Source organism: Novosphingobium sp. (assembly GCF_027531025.1).
In the GTDB taxonomy this organism is placed as follows: domain Bacteria; phylum Pseudomonadota; class Alphaproteobacteria; order Sphingomonadales; family Sphingomonadaceae; genus Novosphingobium.
The window spans coordinates 1-22,785 of sequence record NZ_JAPZQX010000005.1 but is presented as its reverse complement, the minus strand read 5'-3'; the positions used below and the strand labels follow the sequence as shown (position 1 = coordinate 22,785).

Sequence of the window (22,785 nt, the reverse complement as noted above, 5' to 3'; positions counted from 1 at the left end):
GGGGAGCGCAACCCCTTCGTGTCTTCGTGTGAAGATCACTCCCGCGCCGCGCGGCGCGCCTCCAGCGCCCGGGCGGTGTCGGATTCCTCCTGCGGGGTGCGCTTGTTGTAGGCCGGGCGCAGTGCCGGGCCGATCGACCAGATATCCTCCACCCAGACATAGCCGGTGAACGTGGCGGGAATCTCGCCGATCTGTTCGGGCAGGTCCAACCCGGTACCACTCTTGCCGCCATAAGGCCCTGTCACGATCACCCGCGCCCCGACCTTGTCCATCCGCTCGATCAGGCGGTTGGGCCAGCCGGCAAAGGCCCATTGGTAATTGAGCGGGATCATCAGCGTGCCATTGCGGCAGGCATCGGGCGTTACGGTGAACCAGCCGGATTTGAGATAGCCGGTGGTGCAGGCGTGCGCGCTTTCCTTGCTGAACACCCAGGCCCCCGGCAGCAGGGCACGCATCCGGGCAACCGGCCCGGCCTCGACGCCGCCATAGAACCCGTCGCCCGCCTTCACCGGATCGCGCCCGGCGGCTTTCAGCGCGGCCAGCAGCAGCTCGGCCTCACCCGCGTCCTTGCTCTTGAAATTGAACAGCAGCGGCGTTTCGCCCGCCACCGCCAGGGCTTCCTCAAGGCTGGGGATCTGCCCCAGGCCCTTGCCGCGGAAGGGGAAGGTCTTGCCGCCATCGGCGGTGTAGCCATGCCCCGCATCGAGCGCCTTCAGCTCGGCCAGGGTCTTGCCCCGCACCTCGCCCGTGCCATTGGTGCGGCAATCGAGCGTCCAGTCATGGAACAGCGCGATCCGGCCATCCTTGGTGGGGGCAATGTCCACCTCGATCAGCTGCGCGCCCAGCCGCTTGGCCATGGCGATCGAACCCAGCGTGTTTTCAAGGTGCGGGTGATAGGGCGCCTCGATCCTGCTGGCGGTGCAGGTATCCTTGTCGATGCCGGTGTGATCATAGAGCTGGTGCACGCCGCGATGGGCCACCAGCTTGACATAGCCGCGCGGATTGTCGGCCAGCCACCAGGCGTTGATCAGCACCAGCGCCAGCACGGTCAGCGCCAGCAGCGCGGCAATGCGTTTGGGCCAGGCGCCCGGAATATAGGCTTTCATGCCAGCAGCTTACGGGCCTGGTCGCAATCGATCAACATCTGCTGGGTCAGCGCGTCAAGGCTGTCAAACTTCGCCTCGGGGCGCAGGAAGTGGTGAAAGGCCACCTCGATCTCCTGCCCGTAAAGATCGCCCGACCAATCGAAGAAGTGCGGTTCCAGCAGTTCCTTGGGCGGATCGAAAGTGGGGCGCACCCCCAGGTTGGCCGCGCCGTGCAGCAGCGGGCCGCCTTCCCACCGGGCGGAGACGGCATAGATCCCGTAATGTGGGCGCAGGTAATTGCCGAGCGGCAGGTTGGCAGTGGGAAAGCCGATCGTGCGGCCGACCTTGTCGCCATGCTGGACCACGCCGCGGATCGCGAAGGGGCGGGTGAGAAGCCGCGTGGCGGTGTCGCAATCGCCAGCCTTCAGCGCCTCGCGGATGCGGCTGGAGGAGACGACCTCGCCGCCTTCCAGCACCGGGCCGACCGCGCGCGCGGCAAGGCCCAGTTCGCTGCCGAGCGATTTGAGCAGCGCGACCGAGCCGCCGCGCCCCTTGCCGAAAGTGAAGTCCTCGCCCGTCACCACGCCCGCCGCGCCCAGCCGTTCGATCAGCAGCCTGGCGATGAAGTCCTCCGCCGTGGTCGCGGCAAGGCTGGCATCGAAAGCGAAGACCAGCATGGCATCGGCCCCGGCGGCGGCGAACAGCTCCTGCCGCTGGTCCAGCGTTGTCAGGCGGAACGGGGCGGCATCGGGGGCGAAAAAGCGCACCGGGTGCGGATCGAAAGTGGCGATGATGGCCGGGCGGCCCTCGGCCTTCGCCCAGGCGATTGCCTCGCCCGCCACGGCCTGGTGGCCAAGGTGGAAGCCATCGAAATTGCCCAGCGCGATGATCGCGCCGCGTAAGGGATCGGGAATCGGGTCGGTCGCGTGAAGGCGGGGAATGGTCATGCGGCAGTCTTGGTCGCTTGTGGCAGTTGGCCGAGCGGGACGATCCCGGCGCGCAGCACGCGCAGGGCATTGCCGCCCATCACGGCGCGGATCTCATCGGGGGTGAAGCCCTCGTCAAGCAGGGCCTGGGTGACCTGCGCCAGTTCGCTGGTATCGAATCGCACGGTCGTTGCCCCGTCATAATCGCTGCCCAGCGCGACATGCTGGATGCCAACCAGGTCGCGCACGTGCTTCATCGCACGGGCGGCGGAACGCGGGGAGGTGTCGCAGATTGCGCCGTCCCAATAGCCGATGCCGATGATCCCGCCGGTCTTCGCGACCGCGCGGATTTCGTCGTCGGACAGGTTGCGGTTGGTCTTGCAGGTGGCCTGGACCCCGCCGTGGCTGGAGACGACCGGGCGGCGCACGCGCGGCAGCAGTTCGGCGAGGCCCTGGTGCGAGAGGTGGGCAATGTCGACGATCATGCCCAGCTCTTCCATCCGGGCGACGACCTGCCAGCCGAAGGGGGTGATCCCGCTCTTCTTCACCCCGTGCATCGATCCGGCGACATCGTTGTCGAAGAAGTGCGTCAGCCCCGCCATGCGAAAGCCCGCGGCGTGCAGCTTGTCGAGGTTCTTGAGATCGCCCTCAAGGTTCTGCAGGCCCTCGATCGTCAGCATGGCGCCGACCGGGCCTTTGCCGCCCTGCCGTGCGGCGATCAGCGCATCGAGCGCGGCGGCATCGGCCACCTTGGCCAGCTTGCCCTGCGATCCGGCCACCGCGCGGTTCAGCTTGGTCCCATGCCACAGCGAGCGTTCGAGCAGCGAGCCCCAGGTGCGGACCGGCTGGGCCTGGGCGATCACCAGCGGGGTGATATTGTCGGTATCGCCGGAATTGCCGTCGTAATTCTGCCCGCGCGGGGTCTTGGTCACGCTGGAGAACAGTTGCAGCGCAACGTTGCCGTCCTTCAACCGGGGCAGATCCATATGGCCGCGCTCCGCCCGGTCGAGCATGTCGCGCTGCCACATCAGCGTGTCGGAGTGCAGGTCGACGATCTGCAGCGTCTGGTGCAGCGCGCGGGCCTCGGCACTGACGGGAATGCCGGGCTGGCCGTCGATCCGGTTCATCGAGGCTTCGATGTAGCCGGGGGCAAAGCCGAAGAAGCCCACCGCGCCCAGCGCCAGTGCCGCCAGCGGCATCCATACCCGTTTGCGCATCGCTGTCCCCTTCCTTGTCCCGCGATCAGTCCGGTTTACGCAGCAGGGTGACGAATGCAAAGCCCGGTGCGCGGCCATCAGGGGCGTGGGTCTCGTGCGCGGTTTCGATCCATTCGGCGCGGTCGAAGTGGGGGAAGCGGGTGTCGCCCTCCGGCTCGGCCGCTACCTCGGTCCATTCGATCCGGTCGGCATGGGGCAGGAAAGCGCGATAAATCTCGGCCCCGCCGATCACTGCGATGTGGGGGGCATTGGCCAGGGCAATCGCCTCTTCCGGGCTGCGCGCCACTTCCGCGCCTTCCTCAGCCCAGTCTGGATCGCGGGTCAGCACGATATGGCGGCGGCCGGGCAGCAGGCCGGGCAGCGATTCGAAGGTCTTGCGGCCCATGATCATGGGCTTGCCGATGGTCAGCGCCTTGAAGTGCCGCAGGTCGGCGGGAAGGTGCCAGGGCAGCGCACCCTCGCGCCCGATCACGCCGTTCGCGGCCACGGCGACCACCAGGAACACTTCGCGGTGATTCACAGTGTCAGCCGGGTCACGTGGCCCATCTTGCGCCCGGGCCGGGCGGCGGCCTTGCCATAGAGGTGCAGGTGATTGCGCGGATCGGCCAGGATCGGGGCCCAGTCATGCGCCTCGTCGCCGATCAGGTTCCACATCTCCACGCCCCTGGCGGCGAGCGCGGGATCGCCCAGCGGCAGGCCGCAGATGGCGCGGATATGGTTCTCGAACTGGCTGGTCAGCGCGCCCTCGATTGTCCAGTGGCCCGAATTGTGGACCCGCGGGGCCATCTCGTTGAAGACGGGGCCGGCCCTGGTGGCGAAGAATTCCAGCGTCAGCACGCCGACATAGCCGAGCGCCGCCGCCACCTTGCCCGCCAGTTCGCGCGCGGCGGGGACCTGGACCAGTACTTCCGGCCCGGCCGGCACGGTCGAGCGGTCAAGGATCCCGCCCTTGTGCACGTTTTCGGCGCTGTCCCAGAACACCACCGTGCCATCCTGCGCGCGGCACAGGATCACGCTGAATTCGTGTTCGAACTCGACAAAGCCCTCATAGACCAGCGGCTGGCCGGGCAGGCGGATGCCCAGCGCGTCGTGATCGGTCATGATCCGCCACTGGCCCTTGCCGTCATAGCCATCGCGGCGGGTCTTGAGGATGCCGGGCGAACCGATCGTATCCAGCGCGTCGGCCAGGTCCTCGTCGGTATCGACCGGGGCATAAGGCGCGGGACGCCCTCCCAGTCCCTCGACAAAGCGCTTCTCGCTCAGCCGGTCCTGCGCCACTTCGAGGGCGCGGGCACCCGGCAGCAGGGCGACCCCGCCCAGTGCCTTCAGCGGGCCGACCGGGACGTTTTCGAACTCGTAGGTGACAGCGGCGCAATCGCCGGCAAACCGGGCCAGGGCCGCCGCATCGTCCCACGGCGCACAGGTGAACTGCGCGGCCACGTCGGCGGCAATCGAATCGGGTTCGGGGGCGAAGATGTGGACCCGGTAGCCCAGCCGCGCCGCCGCCATGGCCAGCATCCGGCCCAGTTGACCGCCCCCCAGGATGCCAATGGTCTCACCCGGTGGGATCATCGCCTCAGCTCGGCCGTTCCGCCACGCCGGCGCTCTGTGCGGCGCGATAGGCCTTGAGCCGCTCGGCCAGGGCCGGATCGGTGGTCGCGAGGATCGCCGCCGCCAGCAGTCCGGCATTGGTCGCTCCGGCCTCGCCGATGGCGAGGGTCCCGACCGGAATCCCGGCGGGCATCTGTACGATCGAGAGCAGGCTGTCCTGCCCGGACAGCGCCTTGGACTGGACCGGCACGCCCAGCACCGGCAGGTGGGTCATGCTGGCGACCATGCCCGGCAGGTGCGCCGCGCCCCCGGCCCCGGCGATGATCACCTTGAAGCCTTCGTCCGCCGCGCCTTGCGCGAATTCGACCATCCGCTGCGGGGTGCGGTGGGCGGATACGATCCGCGCGTCATAGGCGACGCCCAGCTTGTCCAGCGCCTCGGCTGCGCGGCTCATGGTCGGCCAGTCGGACTGGCTGCCCATGATGATCGCGACCGGGGCGGCGACAGGTGCGGTCATCTCAGCGCTCCGCCAGGTAATAGCGCTCAATGGCGCTCAGGTTGTCATCCAGCTCATAAACGATCGGCTGGCCGGTCGGGATCTCGAGGCCGGTGATCTCGGCGTCGGAAATGCCCGAGAGGTGCTTGACCAGCGCCCGCAGCGAATTGCCGTGGGCCGCGATCAGCACCGTTTCACCGCCACGCAGCGCCGGGGCGATCGCGCTTTCGTAATAGGGCAGGACCCGGGCAATGGTGTCCTTCAGGCTTTCGGTGTTCGGAATGGCGATCCCGGCATAACGAGGGTCGCTGCCCAGATCGAACTCAGAGCCAGCTTCCAGCACGGGGGGCGGAATGTCGAAACTGCGGCGCCAGATCTTGACCTGTTCATCGCCATGCCTTGCCGCCGTCTCGGCCTTGTCGAGCCCGGTCAGCCCGCCATAGTGCCGCTCGTTCAGCCGCCAGTCCTTGGTTTCCGGGATCCAGACGCGCCCGGCCGCTTCCAGCGCCAGATGGAGCGTGCGGATCGCGCGGGTCTGAAGCGAGGTGAAGGCCAGGGTGGGCAACATGCCCTTGGCCTTCAGCAGGCTGCCGGCCGCGCGGGCCTCGTCCTCGCCCTTGGCGGTCAGGTCGACATCCCACCAGCCGGTGAAGCGGTTTTCGAGGTTCCACTGCGACTGGCCGTGGCGGACAAGAATCAGGCGAGGCAAAGACCGGCTCCCCAATTGGCTTAGGAGCACCCGCCCCTAGCTTGACCCATCCTCTTTGGGAAGGGGCGGTTTGCCGGTTGCAAGGACGCGGGCCTGCTCCTTGCGGCGGCGCAGGTTTTCGCGCAGCTTGGCGGCCAGGCGCTCCTCGCGCGTGAGTTCGGTTTCTTGACCCATGATCAATCGCGCTGCGCTATCAGGCTCGTGCTTGACAAAGCAAGGGGGTGCGGCCAATAGCGCGCCCCTGCCCGGACCGGCCCTGCGCCATGCCGGGTCGTCTCGCGAATGGTGTGCTGCTGTAGCTCAGTGGTAGAGCGCATCCTTGGTAAGGCTGAGGTCGGGAGTTCAATCCTCCCCAGCAGCACCATTCGCCCCCTGCTTCGCTGCTTTACTGGCTGGAACCGGCCCGCCCGCTGACGAATTCGCGCGCCCAGCTCTGCCAGTGATCGCGTTCGACCTGGTCGAGATTGGCGTCGAGCCAGCGGGCCCGCATCAACTCGTCCTTGCTCAGCGGCGAATCGAACACCAGCCCGCAGCGCCCGCCCGCGCTCCAGCGAACCGTGCAGAATGTCTCGGCCTCGGGCCAGCGCAACACGCAGGAGGATTTTGGACGAATGATCATCCGGGTGGCGATGCGGGCCCCGGTGCGCGACAGGTTCTCGACCACCGCATGGCCTTGGCCATCAAGCGTGATCAGCTCGCCTGGCAGGCTCAGCCGCAGGCGCGCATCGGCGCGACGGCCGGTCTGCGAACGATGGTAAAGATGCGCTGCGAAACCCATGGCACCAAATTGGCACTAATCTGGTCACATGATCGTCACCAGCGCAATAATGGATTCCACGTATCAGGCGCGCAAATCGGCCCATTCCGGGTGTCGATCGAAGGCGGCGGCGACATAGGAGCAGGCCGGGACAACCCTGAAGCCCTGCGCGCGGGCGTCGGCGACCAGCGCCTCGACGAGCTGGCCGGCCACGCCGCGTCCCCCGATCTTGCGGGGGACCAGGGTATGTTCGGCCACCCGCGCACCGCCGCGCGTCACCCAGGTCAGGCGGCCGATCGCGGTCTCTCCGGGCAGGTGGGCATGGTATTCGCCAGCGCTATCGGTACCGTGGCGGGTGATAGTCACTTCGGCCATAGCGTGTTCCTTGCGCTTGACGGCGCGGCCCGCCGCCATCATGCGCCATATGGTCATGCAGTTCCTTTCCGACAATGCCGCTTCGGTCCATCCCGCGCTGTGGCAGGCCATGCAGGCCGCCGATGCGCCCGATTCGCCCTATGATGGCGATGCGCTCAGCCAGACCCTCGACGCCGCCTTTGCCGCGCTGTTCGGGCGCGATTGCGCGGTGCTCTGGGCCGCGACCGGCACGGCGGCCAATTGCCTCGCGCTCGCCACCATGGTTCAGCCGCACGGCGGCGTGGTCTGCCACCGCGAGGCGCATATCGAGGTGGACGAGGGCGGGGCGCCGGGGTTCTACCTCCACGGGGCCAAGCTGCTGCTGGCCGAGGGTGAGGGCGCGAAGCTGACGCCCGCGGCCATCGCAGCGGTGATCGATCCGATTCGCAACGATGTGCACCAGGTGCAGCCCCACGCCGTCTCGATCACCCAGGCCAGCGAATATGGCCGGGCCTATCAGCCAGGCGAAGTGGCAGCGATTGCGGCCTTCTGCGCCGCGCGCGGTCTGCCGCTGCATGTCGACGGGGCGCGGTTCGGCAATGCCGTGGCGCACCTCGGCTGCACGCCCTGGGAAGCTTGCCAGGGCGCGGCGGCACTGAGTTTCGGCTTCATCAAGAACGGCGGCCTCGGGGCCGAGGCGCTGGTGTTCTTCGATCCCGCGCTGGCCGATGTGGCGCGCTATCGCCGCAAGCGTGCCGGGCACCTGCAATCGAAGGGGCGCTACCTTGCCGCCCAGCTTCACGCCATGCTGAAGGACGATCTGTGGCTGGCCAATGCGCGCCACGCCAATGCCGCCGCGCGCGAACTGGCCGGTGCGGCGCAGGACCGCCTGCTCCACCCGGTCGAGGCGAACGAGGTGTTCCTGCGCCTGACCGAAGCGGAACGTGCGGCGCTGCGCGCCCAGGGCTTCTCCTTCTACGACTGGGGCGACGATGCCGCCCGGCTGGTCACGGCCTGGAACAGCCGCGACGCCGATGTCGCGGCGCTGGCCCGCGCGATTTCCGCCCTGTGAGTGTCGGGCTGTGAGCGGGGTTACCCTGACGCCGCGCTCGATCGCGGCCTTTGTCCTGCTGGCGCTGGTCTGGGGATCGACCTGGCTGGTGATCAAGGACCAGATCAGCGCGGTGCCACCCGCCTGGTCGGTGGTCTGGCGCTTTATCCTGGCCGCCGGGGCGATGCTGGCCTTTGCCGCCCTGCGCGGCGAGCGGCTGCGGCTGACCGGCCCTGAGCTGCGCCTGGCCATGGCCATGGGGCTGTTCCAGTTCAGCCTCAACTTCCAGTTGATCTACCAGTCCGAGCACTATCTCACCTCGGGCCTGGTCGCGGTGGTCTTTGCGCTGATGATCGTGCCCAATGCGATCCTGGCTCGTCTGGTGCTGGGCGCGGCGATTACCCGGCGCTTCATGGCCGGATCGGCAATCGCCCTGACCGGCATCGCGCTGCTGATGCTGCACGAATACCGGATCGCCCCGCCGAACAGCGGGGTGACGACCGGTGTGGTGCTCGTGGCCGTTGCCATCCTGTCGGTCTCGGTCGGCAACCTGCTGCAGGCCACCGATACGGCCAAGGGCGTGCCGGTGCTATCGCTGATGGGCTGGGGCATGTTCTGGGGCGTGATCATCAGCGCCGGATACGCCGTGGTCGCCGTCGGCGCGCCGACGATCGATCCGCGGCCGGGCTACCTGGCCGGGATCGTCTACCTGGGCCTGGTCGGTTCGGCCCTGACCTTCCCGCTCTACACCCAGTTGATCCGCGAATGGGGACCGGGTCCGGCGGCCTATAACGGGGTGGCCGTGCCGGTGGTGGCCATGGTGCTGTCCACCCTGTTCGAAGGTTACCGGTGGAGCCTGCTGGCGGCGGGCGGGGCCGTGCTGGCCATGGCCGGGCTGCTGGTCGCCCTATCGGGCCGCAAGTAGCGACGCCAGCCCTTCGCGATAGGTGGGAAAGCGCGGCTGCCAGCCCAGCGCCCGGCGGGCCTTGCCGTTCGCCACCCGGCGGTTCTCGGCATAAAAGGCGCGCGCCATGGGCGAAAGGCCGGCCTCGTCGAGCGACAGCAGCGGCGGGAAGGGGCGGCCGAGCAGGCGGCAGGCATGCTCGATCACCGCGTTCTGGCTGCAGGGCAGGTCATCGGCAATGTTGTAGGCCCCGGCCGGGGCATCCAGCGCCAGCACGACGGCGCTGACGATATCGTCGACATGGACCCGGCTGAATACCTGATTGTCGAGCGCGATGCGGTGGGCCTTGCCTTCTTCCACCCGCTCCAGCGCCGAACGGCCCGGACCGTAGATGCCCGGCAGGCGCAGCACCCGCGCGCCGCGCGCCAACCATGCGGCGTCGGCCTCGGCCCTGGCGGTGCGGCGGCCGGTGCCTGTGGGCGCGCTCTCATCGACCCAGGCGCCCTGTGTGTCGCCATAGACCCCGGTCGAGGAGAGATAGGTCAGCCTCTTGCCGGTCAGCGCCTCGCCATAGACTTCCAGCACCGGATCGCCATCCGCACCGGGCGGGACCGAGGACAGCACCTGGTCGGCATCGGCCAAGGCCAGGCGCACGTTGGTTGCATCGTCAAACCGCAAGGTGCCGGCGCTGCCGGTGGAGATCACTTCCCAGCCCTGCGCTTCCAGCACGGCGGCGAGGCGGGCGGCAGTATAGCCAAGGCCGAAGATGAACATGCGCGGCATGGCGCCGCCATAGGCGGAGATGCTGGCAATCGGAAGTGGCTTGGCTAGAAGGGGCGGCATGGATGCCATGACTGCCCCCCCGACCGCCACCCCGACCCCGGTTCCCGCAACCATTCGCCGCGAGGATTACCGGCCGCCCGAATGGCTGGTGCCGGAAATCGCGCTCGATTTCGCGCTCGGCCTTGATGCGACGACGGTCCGCGCGCGGCTGACCGTGGCCCGCAACGGCACCGACCGGACGCTGCGCCTCAATGGCGACGGGATCGCAGCCCGCGCGGTGCTGGTCGATGGTGCGCCGCGCAGTGACTGGCGGATGGACGGGGCGGACCTGATGATCGACCTGCCGGGTGCTGCCCACGTGGTGGAGATCGAAACCGCGCTGAACCCCGCCGCCAATACCCAGCTGATGGGGCTCTATGCCTCGAACGGGATGCTCTGCACCCAGTGCGAGGCCGAGGGGTTCCGCCGGATCACCTTCTTCCCCGACCGGCCCGATGTGCTGTCGGTCTATTCGGTGCGGATGAGCGGGCCGAAGGCGCTGTTCCCGGTGCTGCTGTCGAACGGCAATTGCACCGCTTCGGGTGACGGCCCGGATGGCACCCACTGGGCCGAATGGAACGATCCCTGGCCCAAGCCGAGCTACCTCTTCGCGCTGGTCGCGGGCGATCTGGTCGCCAACCACGACAGCTTCACCACGATGAGCGGCCGCCGGGTCGACCTCAACATCTGGGTGCGGGATGGTGACCAGGACCGCACCCACCACGCGATGCAGGCGCTCAAGGATTCGATGAAGTGGGACGAGGAGGTGTTCGGCCGCGAATATGACCTCGACCTGTTCAACATCGTCGCCGTCAGCGATTTCAACATGGGGGCAATGGAGAACAAGGGGCTCAACGTCTTCAACACTCGCTATATCCTGGCCGATCCCGACACCGCGACCGACATGGACTATGACGGGATCGAGGGCGTGGTGGCCCACGAATACTTCCACAACTGGTCGGGCAACCGCGTGACCTGCCGCGACTGGTTCCAGCTGAGCCTCAAGGAAGGCTTCACCGTGCTGCGCGACCAGCTGTTCAGCGCCGACATGGGCAGCGAACCGGTCAAGCGGATCGAGGACGTGCGCGTGCTGCGCAGCGCCCAGTTCCCGGAAGACAGCGGGCCGCTGGCCCACCCGATCCGGCCGGACTCCTATCAGGAGATCTCCAACTTCTACACCGCCACGGTCTATAACAAGGGCGCCGAAGTCATCCGGATGATGCGCACCCTGGTCGGGCCGGAGCGGTTCCGCAAGGGCTGCGACCTCTACTTCGACCGCCACGATGGTGAGGCGGCGACTTGCGAGGATTTCGTCAGGGCGATCGAGGATGGGGCGGGGGTCGACCTCACCCGGTTCCGCCTGTGGTACAGCCAGGCCGGCACGCCGAAGGTCACCGCGCGGCTTGCCCATGAGGGCGAAACGGCCACCCTGACCCTGACGCAGGAAGTGCCCGCCACCCCCGGCCAGCCGACCAAGCAGCCGATGGTGATCCCGCTGCGGCTGGCGCTGTTTGACCGGAAAAGTGCGAAACACCATGGTGAACAACTGGTTACGCTGAGTGAACCTCAAGTCGAGTTGAAGTTCAGCGGATTTGCCGAACGCCCGGTCCTGTCGCTCAATCGCGGCTTCTCCGCGCCGGTCACTGTTGCTGCCGATACCACGGCGGCCGACCTCATGTTCCTGGCCGCGCACGATGACGATTCCTTTGCCCGCTACGAAGCGCTCCAGCAGCTCGTCGTTCAGCACCTGGTTGCCGTAATCGGCTCGGGCAAGGCCGACCCGGATGGGCGCGCAGGCATTGCCCAGGCGCTGGGTGCGGTGATCGCCGATCCGGCGCTGGATGACCTGATGCGCGGCGAGCTGATGGCCCTGCCGGGCGAAACCTATCTGGCCGAGCAGTTCGAACACGCCGATCCCGGCACGATCCGGGCCGAGCGCGAGGGGCTGAAGGCTTACCTTGGCACGGCCTTGCAAGATGCCCTGGTGGCGCTCCATGCCCGCGCCAGCGCCGTGCCCTACAGCCTCTCCGCCGAGGCGCGGGGCGCGCGCAAGGTCAAGACCCAGGCGCTGGTCTACCTCGCCGCCGGGGTTCCGGCGCTGGCCGCCGAGCTGGCCACCGCGCAGTTCGACGTGGCCGACAACATGACCGACCGCCAGGGCGCGACCATGGTCCTGGCCGGGCTCGATCACCCGCTGCGCGAGGCCAAGCTGGCCGCTTTCTACCAGCGCTTTGCCGGCAATGCCCTAGTGATCGACAAGTGGTTCTCGATCCAGGCCAGCTCGCTCCACCCCCGGGTGCTCGATCATGTCGCGGCCCTCGCGAAGCATCCGGACTTTACCCTGGCCAACCCCAATCGCGCCCGCGCGCTCTACATGGCCCTGGCCGGGAACCTCGGCGCGTTCCATGCCGCCGATGGCACCGGCTATCGCCTGATCGCCGACCTGATCCTGGCGCTCGACCCGCTCAATCCGCAGACCGCCGCGCGGTTCGTCGCTCCGTTGGGGCGCTGGCGGCGGATCGAACCGGGCCGCGCCGCGCTGATGCGGGCCGAGCTGGAGCGGATCCTGGCGGCACCGGCGCTGTCGAAGGACACCTATGAACAGGTGAGCAAGAGCCTTGGCTGAGCCGGAACCGGTCGAGGTCAACCGCGCCACCCTGCTGGCAGGGCTGCCGCACGGCTTCCTGGGGCGCCGGGGCGGGGTTTCGACCGGGATCGTGTCGGGCCTCAACGTTGGTCTTGGCACCGGGGATGAACCCGCGGCGGTGGCAGAGAATCGCCGCCGCGCCATTGCCGCGGTGCTGCCGGGCGCACGCCTGGCCACGGTCTATCAGGTCCATTCGCCCGATTGCGTCACCGTGACCGAGCCCTGGCCCGATGCCGACCGGCCCCACGCCGATGCGCTCGTAACCGACCGGCCCGGCCTGCTGCTGGGCGTGGTCACTGCAGATTGCGCGCCAGTCCTGCTGGCCGATGCCGCTGCCGGGGTGATCGGCGCGGCCCATGCCGGGTGGAAGGGGGCCGTGGGCGGTGTGACCGACACGACGATAGCCGCGATGGAGGCCCTTGGGGCTCAGCGGGGGCGGATCGTCGCTGCGATCGGCCCGACCATTGCCCAGCCCAGCTACGAAGTGGATGTCGGGTTTCGCGACCGCCTGGTGGCACTGGCGGCGGAGAACGCCGGGTTCTTCGTTCCGGGGCAGCCGGGCCACTGGCAGTTCGATTTGCCAGGCTATGTCGCCAAGCGACTGAAATCGGCTGGAATCAAGGCAGTCGAACGGCTCGATCTCGATACCTATCCAGACCCCGCAAGGTTCTTTTCGTTCCGCCGCGCCACCCACCGCGGCGAGCCCGATTATGGTCGCCAGATCGCCCTGATCGGCCTGCCGGACGAACGGCCCGATTGACCTTGCGGCCTGTGCATCTGATGGTGCGAAAAACGCTGTTGGCATGGGGCTTCCTTGCGTCTATCAGGCGCGCCAAATCGCAGGCTCGGGTGGCTGTGCCGGTCGTGCCGCGAAGTCAGGAAGGGGGCTTCCTGGTCAAGGATTCAGGGTTGGTACGCCGAAGCCGCAGATCGGTTCCGGGGGTACCCGCAAAAAGGCAGGATAGGTTCGACCATGGCTGAAAATGCTGGCACCGACACACTCGAAGGGACTTCCACCGATGGTGTGCGGCGGCGCGACTTCATCAATATTGCGGCAGTCAGTGCAGCCGGCGTCGGCGGCCTGGCGGTAGTCTATCCGCTGATCAGCCAGATGTCGGCTTCGGCCGACGTGCTGGCGCAGAGCTCGACCGAAGTCGATATCAGCGCGATCCAGCCGGGCCAGGCGATCAAGGCGATTTTCCGCAAGCAGCCGGTGTTCATCCGCAATCTGACCCCGACTGAAATCGAAGAGGCCAACAAGGTCGATGTCGGCGCGCTGCGCGATCCGCAGACCCTGGCCGAGCGCACCAAGGAAGGCCACGAGAACTGGCTGATCACCATGGGCGTCTGCACCCACCTGGGTTGCGTGCCGCAGGGTGCCGCCGAGGGCGAGGTCAAGGGCGAGTATGGCGGGTATTTCTGCCCCTGCCACGGTTCGCACTATGATACCGCTGCGCGCATCCGCAAGGGCCCGGCTCCGACCAACCTGGTCGTCCCGGAATATGAATTCACTTCCGACACTGTCGTGAAGATCGGTTGAGGGCACCCGACATGAGCTTTCCCTGGGCAAACGAATACAAGCCGACCAACCCCGTCATGGTGTGGATGGACGAGAGGCTGCCGCTGCCGCGGTTGATCTACGGCGCGGTCGGTGGCGGCTATGAAGTGCCGCGCAACCTCAACTATTTCTGGAACTTCGGGTTCCTGGCCGGCCTGTGCCTGATGATCCAGATTGTCACCGGCGTGGTCCTGGCGATGCATTATGCGCCGAACACGCTGGTTGCCTTCGATTCGACCGAGCACATCATGCGCGACGTCAACTGGGGCTGGCTGATGCGCTATGCCCACGCGAACGGGGCCTCGGCCTTCTTCGTGGTGGTCTATCTGCATATCTTCCGCGGCTTCTATTACGGGTCCTACAAGGCCCCGCGCGAGATGATCTGGCTGCTCGGGGTCGTGATCTTCCTGCTGATGATGGCGACCGCCTTCATGGGCTACGTGCTGCCCTGGGGCCAGATGAGCTTCTGGGGTGCCCAGGTCATCACCGGCCTGTTCGGCGCCATCCCGCTGGTCGGCGAGCCGATCCAGTATTGGCTGCTCGGCGGATTCGCGCCGGATAATGCCGCGCTGAACCGCTTCTTCTCGCTCCACTTCCTGCTGCCCTTCGTGATCCTGGGCGTGGTGATCCTGCACGTGTGGGCGCTGCATATCCCGGGTTCGTCGAACCCGACCGGCGTCGAGGTGAAGAGCGAGAGCGATACCGTGCCGTTCCACCCCTATTACACCGCCAAGGATGGCTGGACGGTCGGCCTGTTCATGATCATCTACAGCATGTTCGTGTTCTTTGCGCCGAACATGCTGGGCCACCCGGACAACTATATCCCGGCCAACCCGATGAGCACCCCGGCGCTGATCGTGCCCGAATGGTACTTCTGGCCGTTCTACGCGATCCTGCGCGCCTTCACCTTCGACTTCTTCTTCATCCCGGCGAAGCTGATGGGCGTGCTGGCGATGTTCGCCGCGATCCTGGTGTGGTTCCTGCTGCCCTGGCTGGACAAGTCGCCGGTGCGTTCGTCGAACTATCGCCCGCTCTATCGCAAGTTCTTCTGGTTCGGCCTGATCCCGGCGATGATCGTCCTGTTCATCTGCGGCGGGGCCCACGCCGAAGAACCCTTCATCATGCTCAGCCAGATCGCGACGCTTTATTACTTCGCGCACTTCCTGATCATCCTGCCGATCGTGTCCTCGATCGAACGGCCCGATCCGCTGCCCTACTCGATCACCGAATCGGTGCTCGGCCCGGCTGCGGCCAAAGCCTGACCCAACGCGAGACGGAAAGAGACCGATATCATGATCCGCATCCTCTCCCTCCTCGCCGGTGCCTTCTTCACCGTGGTGCTCGCTTACTCGTTCGTGCGCGGGGCTTATACAGCCGCGACCGAACCGGTGGCGCTGACGGCCGAAAAGGTGTTCTACAAGAAGCCCGAACCGCTCCACCTGCCGAGCGATGGCCTCTTCGGCAAGTTCAATCGGCAGCAGCTGCAGCGCGGCTTCCAAGTTTACCAGGAAGTCTGTGCGGCCTGCCACTCGATCAAGCACGTCGCCTTCCGCGACCTGGCCGCGCTTGGCTACAACGAGGCCGAGATCAAGGCGATTGCCGGCAAGGCCACTGTCACGGCCAAGGACCCGCTGACCGGAGAGGTAAAGGATCGTCCGGGCATGCCTGCCGACAAGTTCCCGCCGGTGGTCTATGCCGGCCTGGGCGTGCCGCCTGATCTGTCGCTGATCACCAAGGCCCGCCCGAACGGCGCTGCCTATGTGCACTCGCTGCTCACCGGTTATCAGGCCCAGCCGGCTGAACTGCTCAAGCAGTTCCCCGAAGCCAAGACCGGCGACGGGCTGCACTACAACCCCTATTTCAAGAACCTCAACCTGGCGATGGCCGCGCCTCTGACCGGCGAAGGCCAGGTGACCTACAGCGATGGCACCAAGGCTACCGTCGAGCAGATGTCGACCGACGTCACCGCCTTCCTCGTCTGGACTGCGGAGCCGAGCCTCGAGCAGCGTCGTCAGACCGGCTTCTGGTGGATCGGCTTCCTGATCTTCGCCACGGTGCTGGGCTACATGGCCTATCGCAACATCTGGGCCGACAAGAAGGGTCACTGATCCTGACGGCCTGACAGGCAAATCGAAACGCCCCTCGCATCACCCGATGCGGGGGGCTTTTCCTTGGGGGGCAAGGCGATGAAACCCGAAGAGCTCAAGGCGCTGGTTCGCACCGTGCCGGACTTTCCCAAACCCGGGATCCTGTTCCGCGACATTACCACCCTGATTGGCCATGGTGCGGGCTTCGCCGCGACGGTCGAACACCTCGCCAACCTCGCACAGGCGGCAGGGGCAGAGGCGATCGCCGGCATGGAGGCGCGCGGCTTCATCTTCGGCGCGGCGGTGGCGGCCCGGCTCGAACTTGGCTTCGTGCCGGTGCGCAAGCCCGGCAAGCTGCCGGTGCCGGTGCTGGCGATCGACTATGCCCTGGAATACGGGACCGACACGCTGGAGATCGATCCCACCGCAATCCATGAGGGACAGCGCGTGGTCATCATCGACGATCTGATCGCAACGGGCGGAACGGCGCTGGCTGCTGCGCAATTGCTGCGCCGGGCCGGGGCGCAGGTCGATCATGCGCTGTTCGTGATCGATCTGCCGGATCTTGGCGGGGCTGACCGGCTCCGCGAGGCCGGGCTCAGCGTCGCGGCGCTGATGGATTTCCCCGGGCATTGACCGGGCCGCGGCGCTGGCGCATAGGCGGCGTCAGCACACCACGGCGCGGGTATAGCATAGTGGTAATGCTCCAGCCTTCCAAGCTGGCTAGAGGGGTTCGATTCCCCTTACCCGCTCCACTTTCCTGACCGTTGGCGTTCGTCCTCGTCTGGAAAAATTCCGAGAAATCGCTATATTCCACGCCAAACTGACCGTTGGTGTTCGGTATCGTTCGCCTGCAATCACCTTGCAATGGGGGCCACATAGGGGGCCAGCGGGTCAGTGGTCAATTCGGATGGCCCCCCGCTGGGGGCCATTGGCGGTGAAGGTGCGTTGGACTATGGCACTGACAGATGTGGCGATTAAGAACGCGAAGCCGCGCGCGAAGCCTTACAAAATGGGCGATTCCGGCGGCCTGTTCCTGCTGGTCCAGCCGTCAGGGGGCAAGCTCTGGCGCTTGAAGTACCGGGTGGATGGCCGCGAGAAGAAGCTGGGGATTGGGACCTACCCTGAAGTGAGCCTCGCAGAGGCCCGTAAGAGGCGTGATGACGCAAGGGAATTGCTGGCAGCTGGTAAGGACCCGTCACGCGAGAAGCAGCGCGATAAGGTCCGGTCTCGCTTGCAGGCCGACAACACCTTCACTGCCATTGCCAGGGAGTTCTGCGACAAGCGCAAGCGGGACGGTGACAGGGCTTGGTCAGCGGCTACTGCCAAACGGAGCGAATACCTCCTGTCGCTGCTCGATAGGTCGATCGGCCGGATGGCCATCAACGAGATTGAGCCTCCCGAGGTCCTTGCAGCGATCCGCAAGATCGAGGCCAAGGGCAATCTCGAAAGTGCCCGCCGAACCCTCCAACTGGCGAGCGCCGTGTTCCGCTACGCTGTCGCGACGGCACGGCTGACCTCTGATCCCACACGCGATCTTCGTGGCGCGCTGACCGCACCTACTGTCACGCACTATGGGGCGATCATCGACGCCAAGCGGGTCGGAGAGCTTCTCAGGGCGATCGATGGTTACGAGGGGCAGGGTCTGACCAAGCTTGCCCTGCAACTGGCGCCACACGTCTTCGTCCGTCCCGGGGAACTGCGTCACGCGGAATGGTCGGAGATCGATCTGGAGGGCGCCCTCTGGGTCATCCCAGCCGAGAAGATGAAGATGCGGAAGGCCCATCATGTTCCGCTGTCACGCCAAGCCGTCTCGGTACTGCGTGACGTGAAGGCCGTTACAGGCCCAGCCGGATATGTCTTCCCCTCCATGCGAACCCGGTCACGCCCCATGAGTGAGAACACCATCAACGCTGCGCTTCGGCGGCTGGGGTACGCATCGGACGAGATGACCGCCCATGGCTTCCGGGCCATGGCATCCACCCTGCTCAACGAGAGCGGCAAGTGGAGCCCCGATGCAATCGAGCGGGCGCTGGCACACGGCGACAAGGATAAGGTCCGCGCCGCTTACCATCGCGGTGCGCACTGGCAGGAACGCGTGGAGATGGCCCAGTGGTGGAGTGACTATCTCGATCAACTTCGGAAGGGTGCCGATATCGTAAAGTTCCCCGAACGGGAGGTGATTTGAGATGGATGAGCGGCCATTCGAGCAAGTGCAAAAGGACCTGACTGACCAGTTCGTTCGCGATGAACCGGCGACGGAAACTGATGAGGAACTCGGCAACGCGGTGCTAGGTGTCATTCTACAAAGCGAGCGCTTACGCCATGGCGTTGAGGCGTCAGGCCCAAAGCAAGCGGAAGTAGATCGGGAAACGATTAACCGTCTCTACAACCAGACCGAACTCGGTCCAGAGCACGTCTTCGCGGAGAGCATATTCAAGAGGCTGGCCGTCGACCCGGCTAGTGCCATGCGCCACTACCGGCAAGCCATAGATCAGCGCAACAGAACGCAGTCCCAAAGGGCGAAGTCGGCACGCCCGCGCAGTTATGACAGCATCACTAGGCTAATTAACGATATCGTCCGCGATGACCCTGCACTTAAGACAACGGCGGTGCTGGATGAACTTGCAGCAATTGATGGCATCATCATTTCAGATGGCGAAATCCGTAACACCCAAGATGCTGAAACCATGAAGGTCAGCAACCTTCCGAGCCGCGTGTCGGACGCACGCAAAAGGTTTTCGGGCTAACCCGGCTAAGCCGAAAACGACTCAGGCAGACCCGATTCGTTCGATTCTGAACGCTGAAAGGGTTTGTTCCATGATTGACGTATCTCAGCCTAAGTTCGCTTTTAGTATCCGTGAGGCCTGCGCCGCTTCTGGCCTTGGCAAGACTACGCTCTACACGCACATCAACTCCGGGCGCCTCAAGGCCATCCGCGTTGGCGGTCGCACGCTGATCCCTGCGGAAAGTCTGCATACCCTTCTGAACGGGGAGGCAGCGTAATGACCCCGTCAGAACAGCAGCAGCTCTTCCTGAGCGACCTTCGCACTGGCCCGGGCTTCATCGGGTGGCTGGCCCCTGGCGGGACGTTCAAGCAGCAGGCGTTCGCTACGGACCAACAGGCAAGTAGCCTGATTGGCAGCTATTCGGGTTCTGCCAATGTTTGGGTCAGCATGGCTACGTTCGGTCTTGGTGCGTGCCGCGCAGCGCAGAACGCCGAGTATCTGAAGTCGTTCTGGCTCGACGTGGATGCCCACGGCAAGGGGCCTTACGGTACCCCCGACGAGGCGCTGGCAGGGATCAAGACCTTCGTTGCCGACGCTGGTCTGCCTACGCCCAATTTCGTCCACATGACCGGTCACGGGATGCAGGCCTTCTGGGTACTGCCCTCTCCCATCAGTAAACCGGACTGGCAGCCGGTTGCCGACGACCTTCAGGAGCTGGCCAAGCGCATGAATCTTGGCGCGGACCCCATCACGGCCGATGCTGCGCGCATTCTCCGGGTGCCGGGGACTTATAACTTCCGCGATCCCGACAATCCTGTTGCGACCAGTCTGAGCAAGGTGAAGGCGGGCTACACCGATCTTCATGCCTTCCATGCTGCCATCAAGGCTGCCTTGTCGAAACTGCCGTCTCCGGCCACGAAGCCGACTAAGACGCTGCCTGCTGGCATTCCCGACACGCCTGCCAACAGCGCGCTGGTCAAGGCGATGCTGAGCGCCATCGACCCTGATTGCGATTACGACCCCTGGCGCAACATCTGCTGGGCTGTGGCTGCCTCTGGTCTTTCTGACGCCGAGACCATTACTCGCGACTGGAGTGCGACTGCCGACCGCTGGGACAAAGTGCCTTTTGATGAAGTGGCTTTTGATAGGGTGTGGGACAGCTATGACCCTGACCGCGAAAAGGCTGTCGGTTTTGGTACGCTTGTCCATCATGCGCGTCAGGCGGGTTATACGGGCGATATTCCGCGGGCGCTGGAGCAGTTAGAGAAGCTGGAGTTCAAGAACGACGCTTCCGCGACGGTAACTATCACGCCGAAGGGCCTTATGACCCAGCGCGCATCGGAAATCGAGCCGGAACCGGTCGAATGGCTTATTGAAGGAGCAATCCCCATGGGGATGCTCGTGGTCATCGGCGGCCAGCCCGGCATGGGTAAGTCGCAGATCGCCATCAAGCTGGCAGCGGCGGTGACGACCGGGGAGGGCCTCCCCGATGTCTAAGTCGATGTTTACCGGTAGTGTGATCATCCTCGCCAACGAAGATGACGCTGCACGTACCATCCGTCCCCGGCTCGATGCAGCCGGGGCGGACACTAGCAAGGTGCATATTGTTGAGGGGGTGGTCCGCGATGGTCAGCGCCCCGATCTGTTCCAGCTCGACACCGATGTGGCATACCTTCGCGCTCGTGCGCAGGAAATCGGTGACGTTCGCCTGATCATCATTGACCCGCCGTCGGCCTACCTTGGCGCGAAGGTGGATGCGCACAAAGAATCCGACGTGCGCCGGGTGCTGGCACCCTTGTCACAGCTTGCCCAAGAAACGGGTGCGCTGGTCCTGCTGGTCGTGCACCTCAATAAGCGCAGCGATGGTGGCGCTCAGCAGCGGTTCGGCGGATCAACTGCCTGGATCGCAGCGCCCCGCGCAGCCTTCTTGGTTGCCGAGGAGGAATCAACCCGTCGCCGCTACATGCTGCCGGTCAAGAACAACCTTGGCAATGACCGCCTTGGCTTCGAGTACCGCGTGGTCGAAGCGCTGCTGGACTATCCTGCCGGGGCAATCAAGGCACCGCACATCGAGTGGCTGGGCACGAGCGAGCGCTCTGCAACCGAACTCCTTAACCCTCCCAAACCCAAAGGCCCCAGTGCCGTCGATGAAGCGAAGGATTTTCTCCGCAAGCAGCTCGCAGACGGTGCTCAACCTGCGGTGGTTATCCAGGCCGCTGCAGAAGGTGCGGGGATCAGCAGCGCATCGCTGAACCGGGCCAAGGCGCAGCTTGGGATCAAGCCGGTCAAGAGCGGAAGCAGCTGGACCTGGAAGCTGGGGAGTATCTTCAATGACTAACTGGAAGGAACTGGGCGACGGCGAGTACACGCGTATCCTCGATGATGGTGCCGTTGCCAAAGTCCTCGAGCAGCTGCCTTTTTGGCGTGCTGCTGTCGATGAGCATATGGTAGACGACATATTCTGGGATGCCGGAGAGGCGATGAAAGCCGTTGACGCTTGGGAAATCGGGCGCGGCAAGCTGACTTTCCACCCTGTTGAGCGCCGCTGGCTTGGGGATGACCAGAAGGGTTATTCGCGCAACTCCCAGAATGGCCTACTCAAGGTAACCCAGTCGTCCTGCGGCAACTGGAAGATCGACTTGGTGCCGGAGCGCTGCTTCCGTGAAGCCAAGGCCGCCCGGCGCTATGCTGATGAGCGTCTACCGTGACTGGTGGGGAAGATGCTCATGCACCCTATCTTGGTTATCTTGAGCATCTTGATCTTCTTGAGTGCCTTGAAGGCCGATTGAGCAGGAAGATGTTCAAGATGATCAAGATGCTCAACATTCTCAACACGCACAGCCTGAGCATCTTGGTCGCTTCCATGAGGTCAGCGCGCAATTTTTCCAATGCCCATCCGGCGCGCGCGTCGGCTGCTGTAATGTAAGAAAGCTGGCCCATGCCCCTCCCCAACATAGCCTCAGGAAAGACCCAGCGCTGCTCAGCAAAGTGTAAGGCGCGAGGTGCACCGTGCATGAACCCCGCCGCTTTCGGCATGAGGGTCTGTCGTTATCACGGTGCCCGCCGACCGGAGACGATCAGACGTGCGCGCGACCACTTAGCATGGAAGCACGGGCAGGAGACTCAGAAGGCGAAGGCGGAGCGTAGCCAGAGACTTGCTGAGCTGAGGCAGCTTGAGGAACTGTCATTCGTCTTCGGGCTAGTCCCTGTAGGCACTGCGCGTTGGCGTGGGAGGAAACCAATTAGTTTGCAAGACCATGCCGACGCATGATGAGGCCGGGGCTTGTCAAGGGTGACCCGCCATGGCGCATCATGTCTATCGGCCTGCGCCAATGGGCACACGGGTTCTGATCGATGCCCATTGGTGTAAAGCTGCCCCGCTCGCAATAGGCTGACGGTGGCCCAGAGCAACTACTATCACAAAGTCGAAAAAGTTCAGTTCCAGTGTTCCACCCCCACCCGGGTGCAGGTCCCGTAGGCCCTCAAATGCGGATGTGCCGCAAACGGCAACGACAGGGGAGGATAAGTTATAATACTTATTCCACGAGCGGGAGCGCGTCGTCTTTATAGTTTTTATATCCATGGACAGCACTGCTTTTCTGCATAAAGCCGATTGGATTATGGCAGCGTGCTGATCGGACTTTTCCGGCTCGGCCGATACTAGTTTTTTTGTGCGTGCGTCATCGTGGCGCTTCGCATCATGTCTAATGATTAGAGGCCCTTATGACGCCACGACGTGTCACGCAGATGGTCAAAAATTTTATCTGGAAAGTGGCAGGTAACGATCGCGGCGCAGCGACGATTGAGTACGGACTGGTCCTCGGCCTTATTGCTATGGCCATCTTTTTCATACTGCAGGACTTAGGGGGAATGGTCTCGACTACCTACGACT

General features: G+C 65.1%; 24 protein-coding genes, 2 tRNA genes and 2 pseudogenes. 17 read left to right on the top strand and 11 right to left on the bottom strand.

What is annotated here, in order from left to right; translation table 11 throughout:
• Window positions 1-35: 35 nt before the first annotated feature.
• The 8 genes from O9281_RS08845 to O9281_RS08810 are packed head-to-tail and all read right to left on the bottom strand — an operon-like array spanning window position 36 to window position 6,158.
• A complete protein-coding gene (locus tag O9281_RS08845; protein ID WP_298184696.1) occupies window positions 36-1,106 on the bottom strand; it encodes a glycerophosphodiester phosphodiesterase family protein in 1,071 nt (356 codons plus the stop codon).
• Complete coding sequence (locus tag O9281_RS08840; protein ID WP_298184693.1) at window positions 1,103-2,032, bottom strand: bifunctional riboflavin kinase/FAD synthetase; 930 nt, start codon at window positions 2,030-2,032, stop codon at window positions 1,103-1,105. The genes O9281_RS08845 and O9281_RS08840 overlap by 4 nt, the downstream gene beginning before the upstream one ends.
• The gene (locus O9281_RS08835; RefSeq protein ID WP_298184691.1) at window positions 2,029-3,228 is read right to left on the bottom strand and encodes a dipeptidase; all 1,200 of its coding nucleotides are present in this window, start codon (window positions 3,226-3,228) and stop codon (window positions 2,029-2,031) included. Before O9281_RS08835 ends, O9281_RS08840 begins: the two co-directional genes overlap by 4 nt.
• 25 nt (window positions 3,229-3,253) lie before the next feature.
• Window positions 3,254-3,748: a dihydrofolate reductase gene (locus O9281_RS08830; protein WP_298184689.1), complete on the bottom strand. Its 495-nt coding sequence runs from the start codon at window positions 3,746-3,748 to the stop codon at window positions 3,254-3,256.
• Window positions 3,745-4,800 carry a 5-(carboxyamino)imidazole ribonucleotide synthase gene (locus tag O9281_RS08825; RefSeq protein ID WP_298184688.1) on the bottom strand — a complete coding sequence of 352 codons (1,056 nt, stop codon included), beginning with the start codon at window positions 4,798-4,800 and terminating at the stop codon, window positions 3,745-3,747. The genes O9281_RS08830 and O9281_RS08825 overlap by 4 nt, the downstream gene beginning before the upstream one ends.
• 4 nt (window positions 4,801-4,804) lie before the next feature.
• Entirely contained in the window at window positions 4,805-5,296 is a 492-nt protein-coding gene (gene purE / locus O9281_RS08820; protein ID WP_298184686.1) for a 5-(carboxyamino)imidazole ribonucleotide mutase, read from the bottom strand.
• A gap of 1 nt (window position 5,297) precedes the next feature.
• The gene (gpmA, locus tag O9281_RS08815) at window positions 5,298-5,984 is read right to left on the bottom strand and encodes a 2,3-diphosphoglycerate-dependent phosphoglycerate mutase (RefSeq protein ID WP_298184684.1); all 687 of its coding nucleotides are present in this window, start codon (window positions 5,982-5,984) and stop codon (window positions 5,298-5,300) included.
• A gap of 36 nt (window positions 5,985-6,020) precedes the next feature.
• Window positions 6,021-6,158 (bottom strand): hypothetical protein, encoded by a 138-nt coding sequence (locus O9281_RS08810; protein WP_298184682.1) that lies wholly within the window; start codon window positions 6,156-6,158, stop codon window positions 6,021-6,023.
• A gap of 115 nt (window positions 6,159-6,273) precedes the next feature.
• Between O9281_RS08810 and O9281_RS08805 the strand changes: the two genes are divergently transcribed.
• A tRNA-Thr gene (locus O9281_RS08805) sits at window positions 6,274-6,348 on the top strand.
• Between the two features lie 21 nt (window positions 6,349-6,369).
• Here the strand turns inward: O9281_RS08805 and O9281_RS08800 are convergent.
• Together O9281_RS08800 and O9281_RS08795 are read right to left on the bottom strand one after the other, a co-directional pair.
• Window positions 6,370-6,762 carry a PilZ domain-containing protein gene (locus O9281_RS08800; protein ID WP_298184680.1) on the bottom strand — a complete coding sequence of 131 codons (393 nt, stop codon included), beginning with the start codon at window positions 6,760-6,762 and terminating at the stop codon, window positions 6,370-6,372.
• Window positions 6,763-6,825: 63 nt separating this feature from the next.
• Window positions 6,826-7,116 carry a GNAT family N-acetyltransferase gene (locus O9281_RS08795; protein WP_298185019.1) on the bottom strand — a complete coding sequence of 97 codons (291 nt, stop codon included), beginning with the start codon at window positions 7,114-7,116 and terminating at the stop codon, window positions 6,826-6,828.
• Window positions 7,117-7,171: 55 nt separating this feature from the next.
• On the opposite strand from O9281_RS08795, the gene O9281_RS08790 reads away from it, so the two are divergent.
• A complete protein-coding gene (locus O9281_RS08790) occupies window positions 7,172-8,167 on the top strand; it encodes a low specificity L-threonine aldolase (RefSeq protein WP_298185016.1) in 996 nt (331 codons plus the stop codon).
• Window positions 8,088-8,996 (top strand): annotated as a pseudogene (locus O9281_RS08785) (DMT family transporter); the annotation flags it as partial. The gene O9281_RS08790 and the pseudogene O9281_RS08785, both read left to right, overlap by 80 nt.
• Here the strand turns inward: O9281_RS08785 and O9281_RS08780 are convergent.
• A pseudogene (locus O9281_RS08780) lies at window positions 8,990-9,833 on the bottom strand (NAD-dependent epimerase/dehydratase family protein). The pseudogenes O9281_RS08785 and O9281_RS08780 sit on opposite strands and share 7 nt — an antisense overlap.
• A gap of 58 nt (window positions 9,834-9,891) precedes the next feature.
• Between O9281_RS08780 and pepN the strand changes: the two are divergent.
• The 14 genes from pepN to O9281_RS14635 all read left to right on the top strand — a co-directional run.
• Window positions 9,892-12,498, top strand: a complete 2,607-nt coding sequence (pepN, locus tag O9281_RS08775) for an aminopeptidase N (protein ID WP_298184674.1) — start codon at window positions 9,892-9,894, stop codon at window positions 12,496-12,498.
• Window positions 12,491-13,279 carry a peptidoglycan editing factor PgeF gene (gene pgeF, locus O9281_RS08770; protein WP_298184672.1) on the top strand — a complete coding sequence of 263 codons (789 nt, stop codon included), beginning with the start codon at window positions 12,491-12,493 and terminating at the stop codon, window positions 13,277-13,279. The genes pepN and pgeF overlap by 8 nt, the downstream gene beginning before the upstream one ends.
• 213 nt (window positions 13,280-13,492) lie before the next feature.
• Complete coding sequence (petA, locus tag O9281_RS08765; protein ID WP_298184670.1) at window positions 13,493-14,059, top strand: ubiquinol-cytochrome c reductase iron-sulfur subunit; 567 nt, start codon at window positions 13,493-13,495, stop codon at window positions 14,057-14,059.
• Between the two features lie 11 nt (window positions 14,060-14,070).
• Entirely contained in the window at window positions 14,071-15,339 is a 1,269-nt protein-coding gene (locus O9281_RS08760) for a cytochrome b/b6 (RefSeq protein ID WP_298184668.1), read from the top strand.
• Between the two features lie 30 nt (window positions 15,340-15,369).
• Window positions 15,370-16,185 carry a cytochrome c1 gene (locus O9281_RS08755; RefSeq protein WP_298184666.1) on the top strand — a complete coding sequence of 272 codons (816 nt, stop codon included), beginning with the start codon at window positions 15,370-15,372 and terminating at the stop codon, window positions 16,183-16,185.
• A 78-nt stretch (window positions 16,186-16,263) separates the two neighbouring features.
• Window positions 16,264-16,800 (top strand): adenine phosphoribosyltransferase, encoded by a 537-nt coding sequence (locus tag O9281_RS08750; RefSeq protein ID WP_298184664.1) that lies wholly within the window; start codon window positions 16,264-16,266, stop codon window positions 16,798-16,800.
• 45 nt (window positions 16,801-16,845) lie between these two features.
• Window positions 16,846-16,919: transfer RNA gene (locus O9281_RS08745), tRNA-Gly, on the top strand.
• 200 nt (window positions 16,920-17,119) lie between these two features.
• Window positions 17,120-18,352, top strand: a complete 1,233-nt coding sequence (locus O9281_RS08740) for an integrase arm-type DNA-binding domain-containing protein (protein WP_298184662.1) — start codon at window positions 17,120-17,122, stop codon at window positions 18,350-18,352.
• Window position 18,353: 1 nt separating this feature from the next.
• Window positions 18,354-18,914: a hypothetical protein gene (locus O9281_RS08735; RefSeq protein WP_298184660.1), complete on the top strand. Its 561-nt coding sequence runs from the start codon at window positions 18,354-18,356 to the stop codon at window positions 18,912-18,914.
• Window positions 18,915-18,984: 70 nt separating this feature from the next.
• Window positions 18,985-19,170 (top strand): helix-turn-helix domain-containing protein, encoded by a 186-nt coding sequence (locus O9281_RS14640; protein WP_363321465.1) that lies wholly within the window; start codon window positions 18,985-18,987, stop codon window positions 19,168-19,170.
• Entirely contained in the window at window positions 19,170-20,390 is a 1,221-nt protein-coding gene (locus O9281_RS08730) for an AAA family ATPase (protein WP_298184658.1), read from the top strand. The genes O9281_RS14640 and O9281_RS08730 overlap by 1 nt, the downstream gene beginning before the upstream one ends.
• Entirely contained in the window at window positions 20,383-21,231 is an 849-nt protein-coding gene (locus O9281_RS08725; RefSeq protein WP_298184656.1) for an AAA family ATPase, read from the top strand. Before O9281_RS08730 ends, O9281_RS08725 begins: the two co-directional genes overlap by 8 nt.
• Window positions 21,224-21,601 carry a hypothetical protein gene (locus O9281_RS08720; protein WP_298184654.1) on the top strand — a complete coding sequence of 126 codons (378 nt, stop codon included), beginning with the start codon at window positions 21,224-21,226 and terminating at the stop codon, window positions 21,599-21,601. Before O9281_RS08725 ends, O9281_RS08720 begins: the two co-directional genes overlap by 8 nt.
• A gap of 1,015 nt (window positions 21,602-22,616) precedes the next feature.
• The coding region (locus tag O9281_RS14635) for a Flp family type IVb pilin (RefSeq protein ID WP_363321469.1) at window positions 22,617-22,785 on the top strand (169 nt) is incomplete at its 3' end.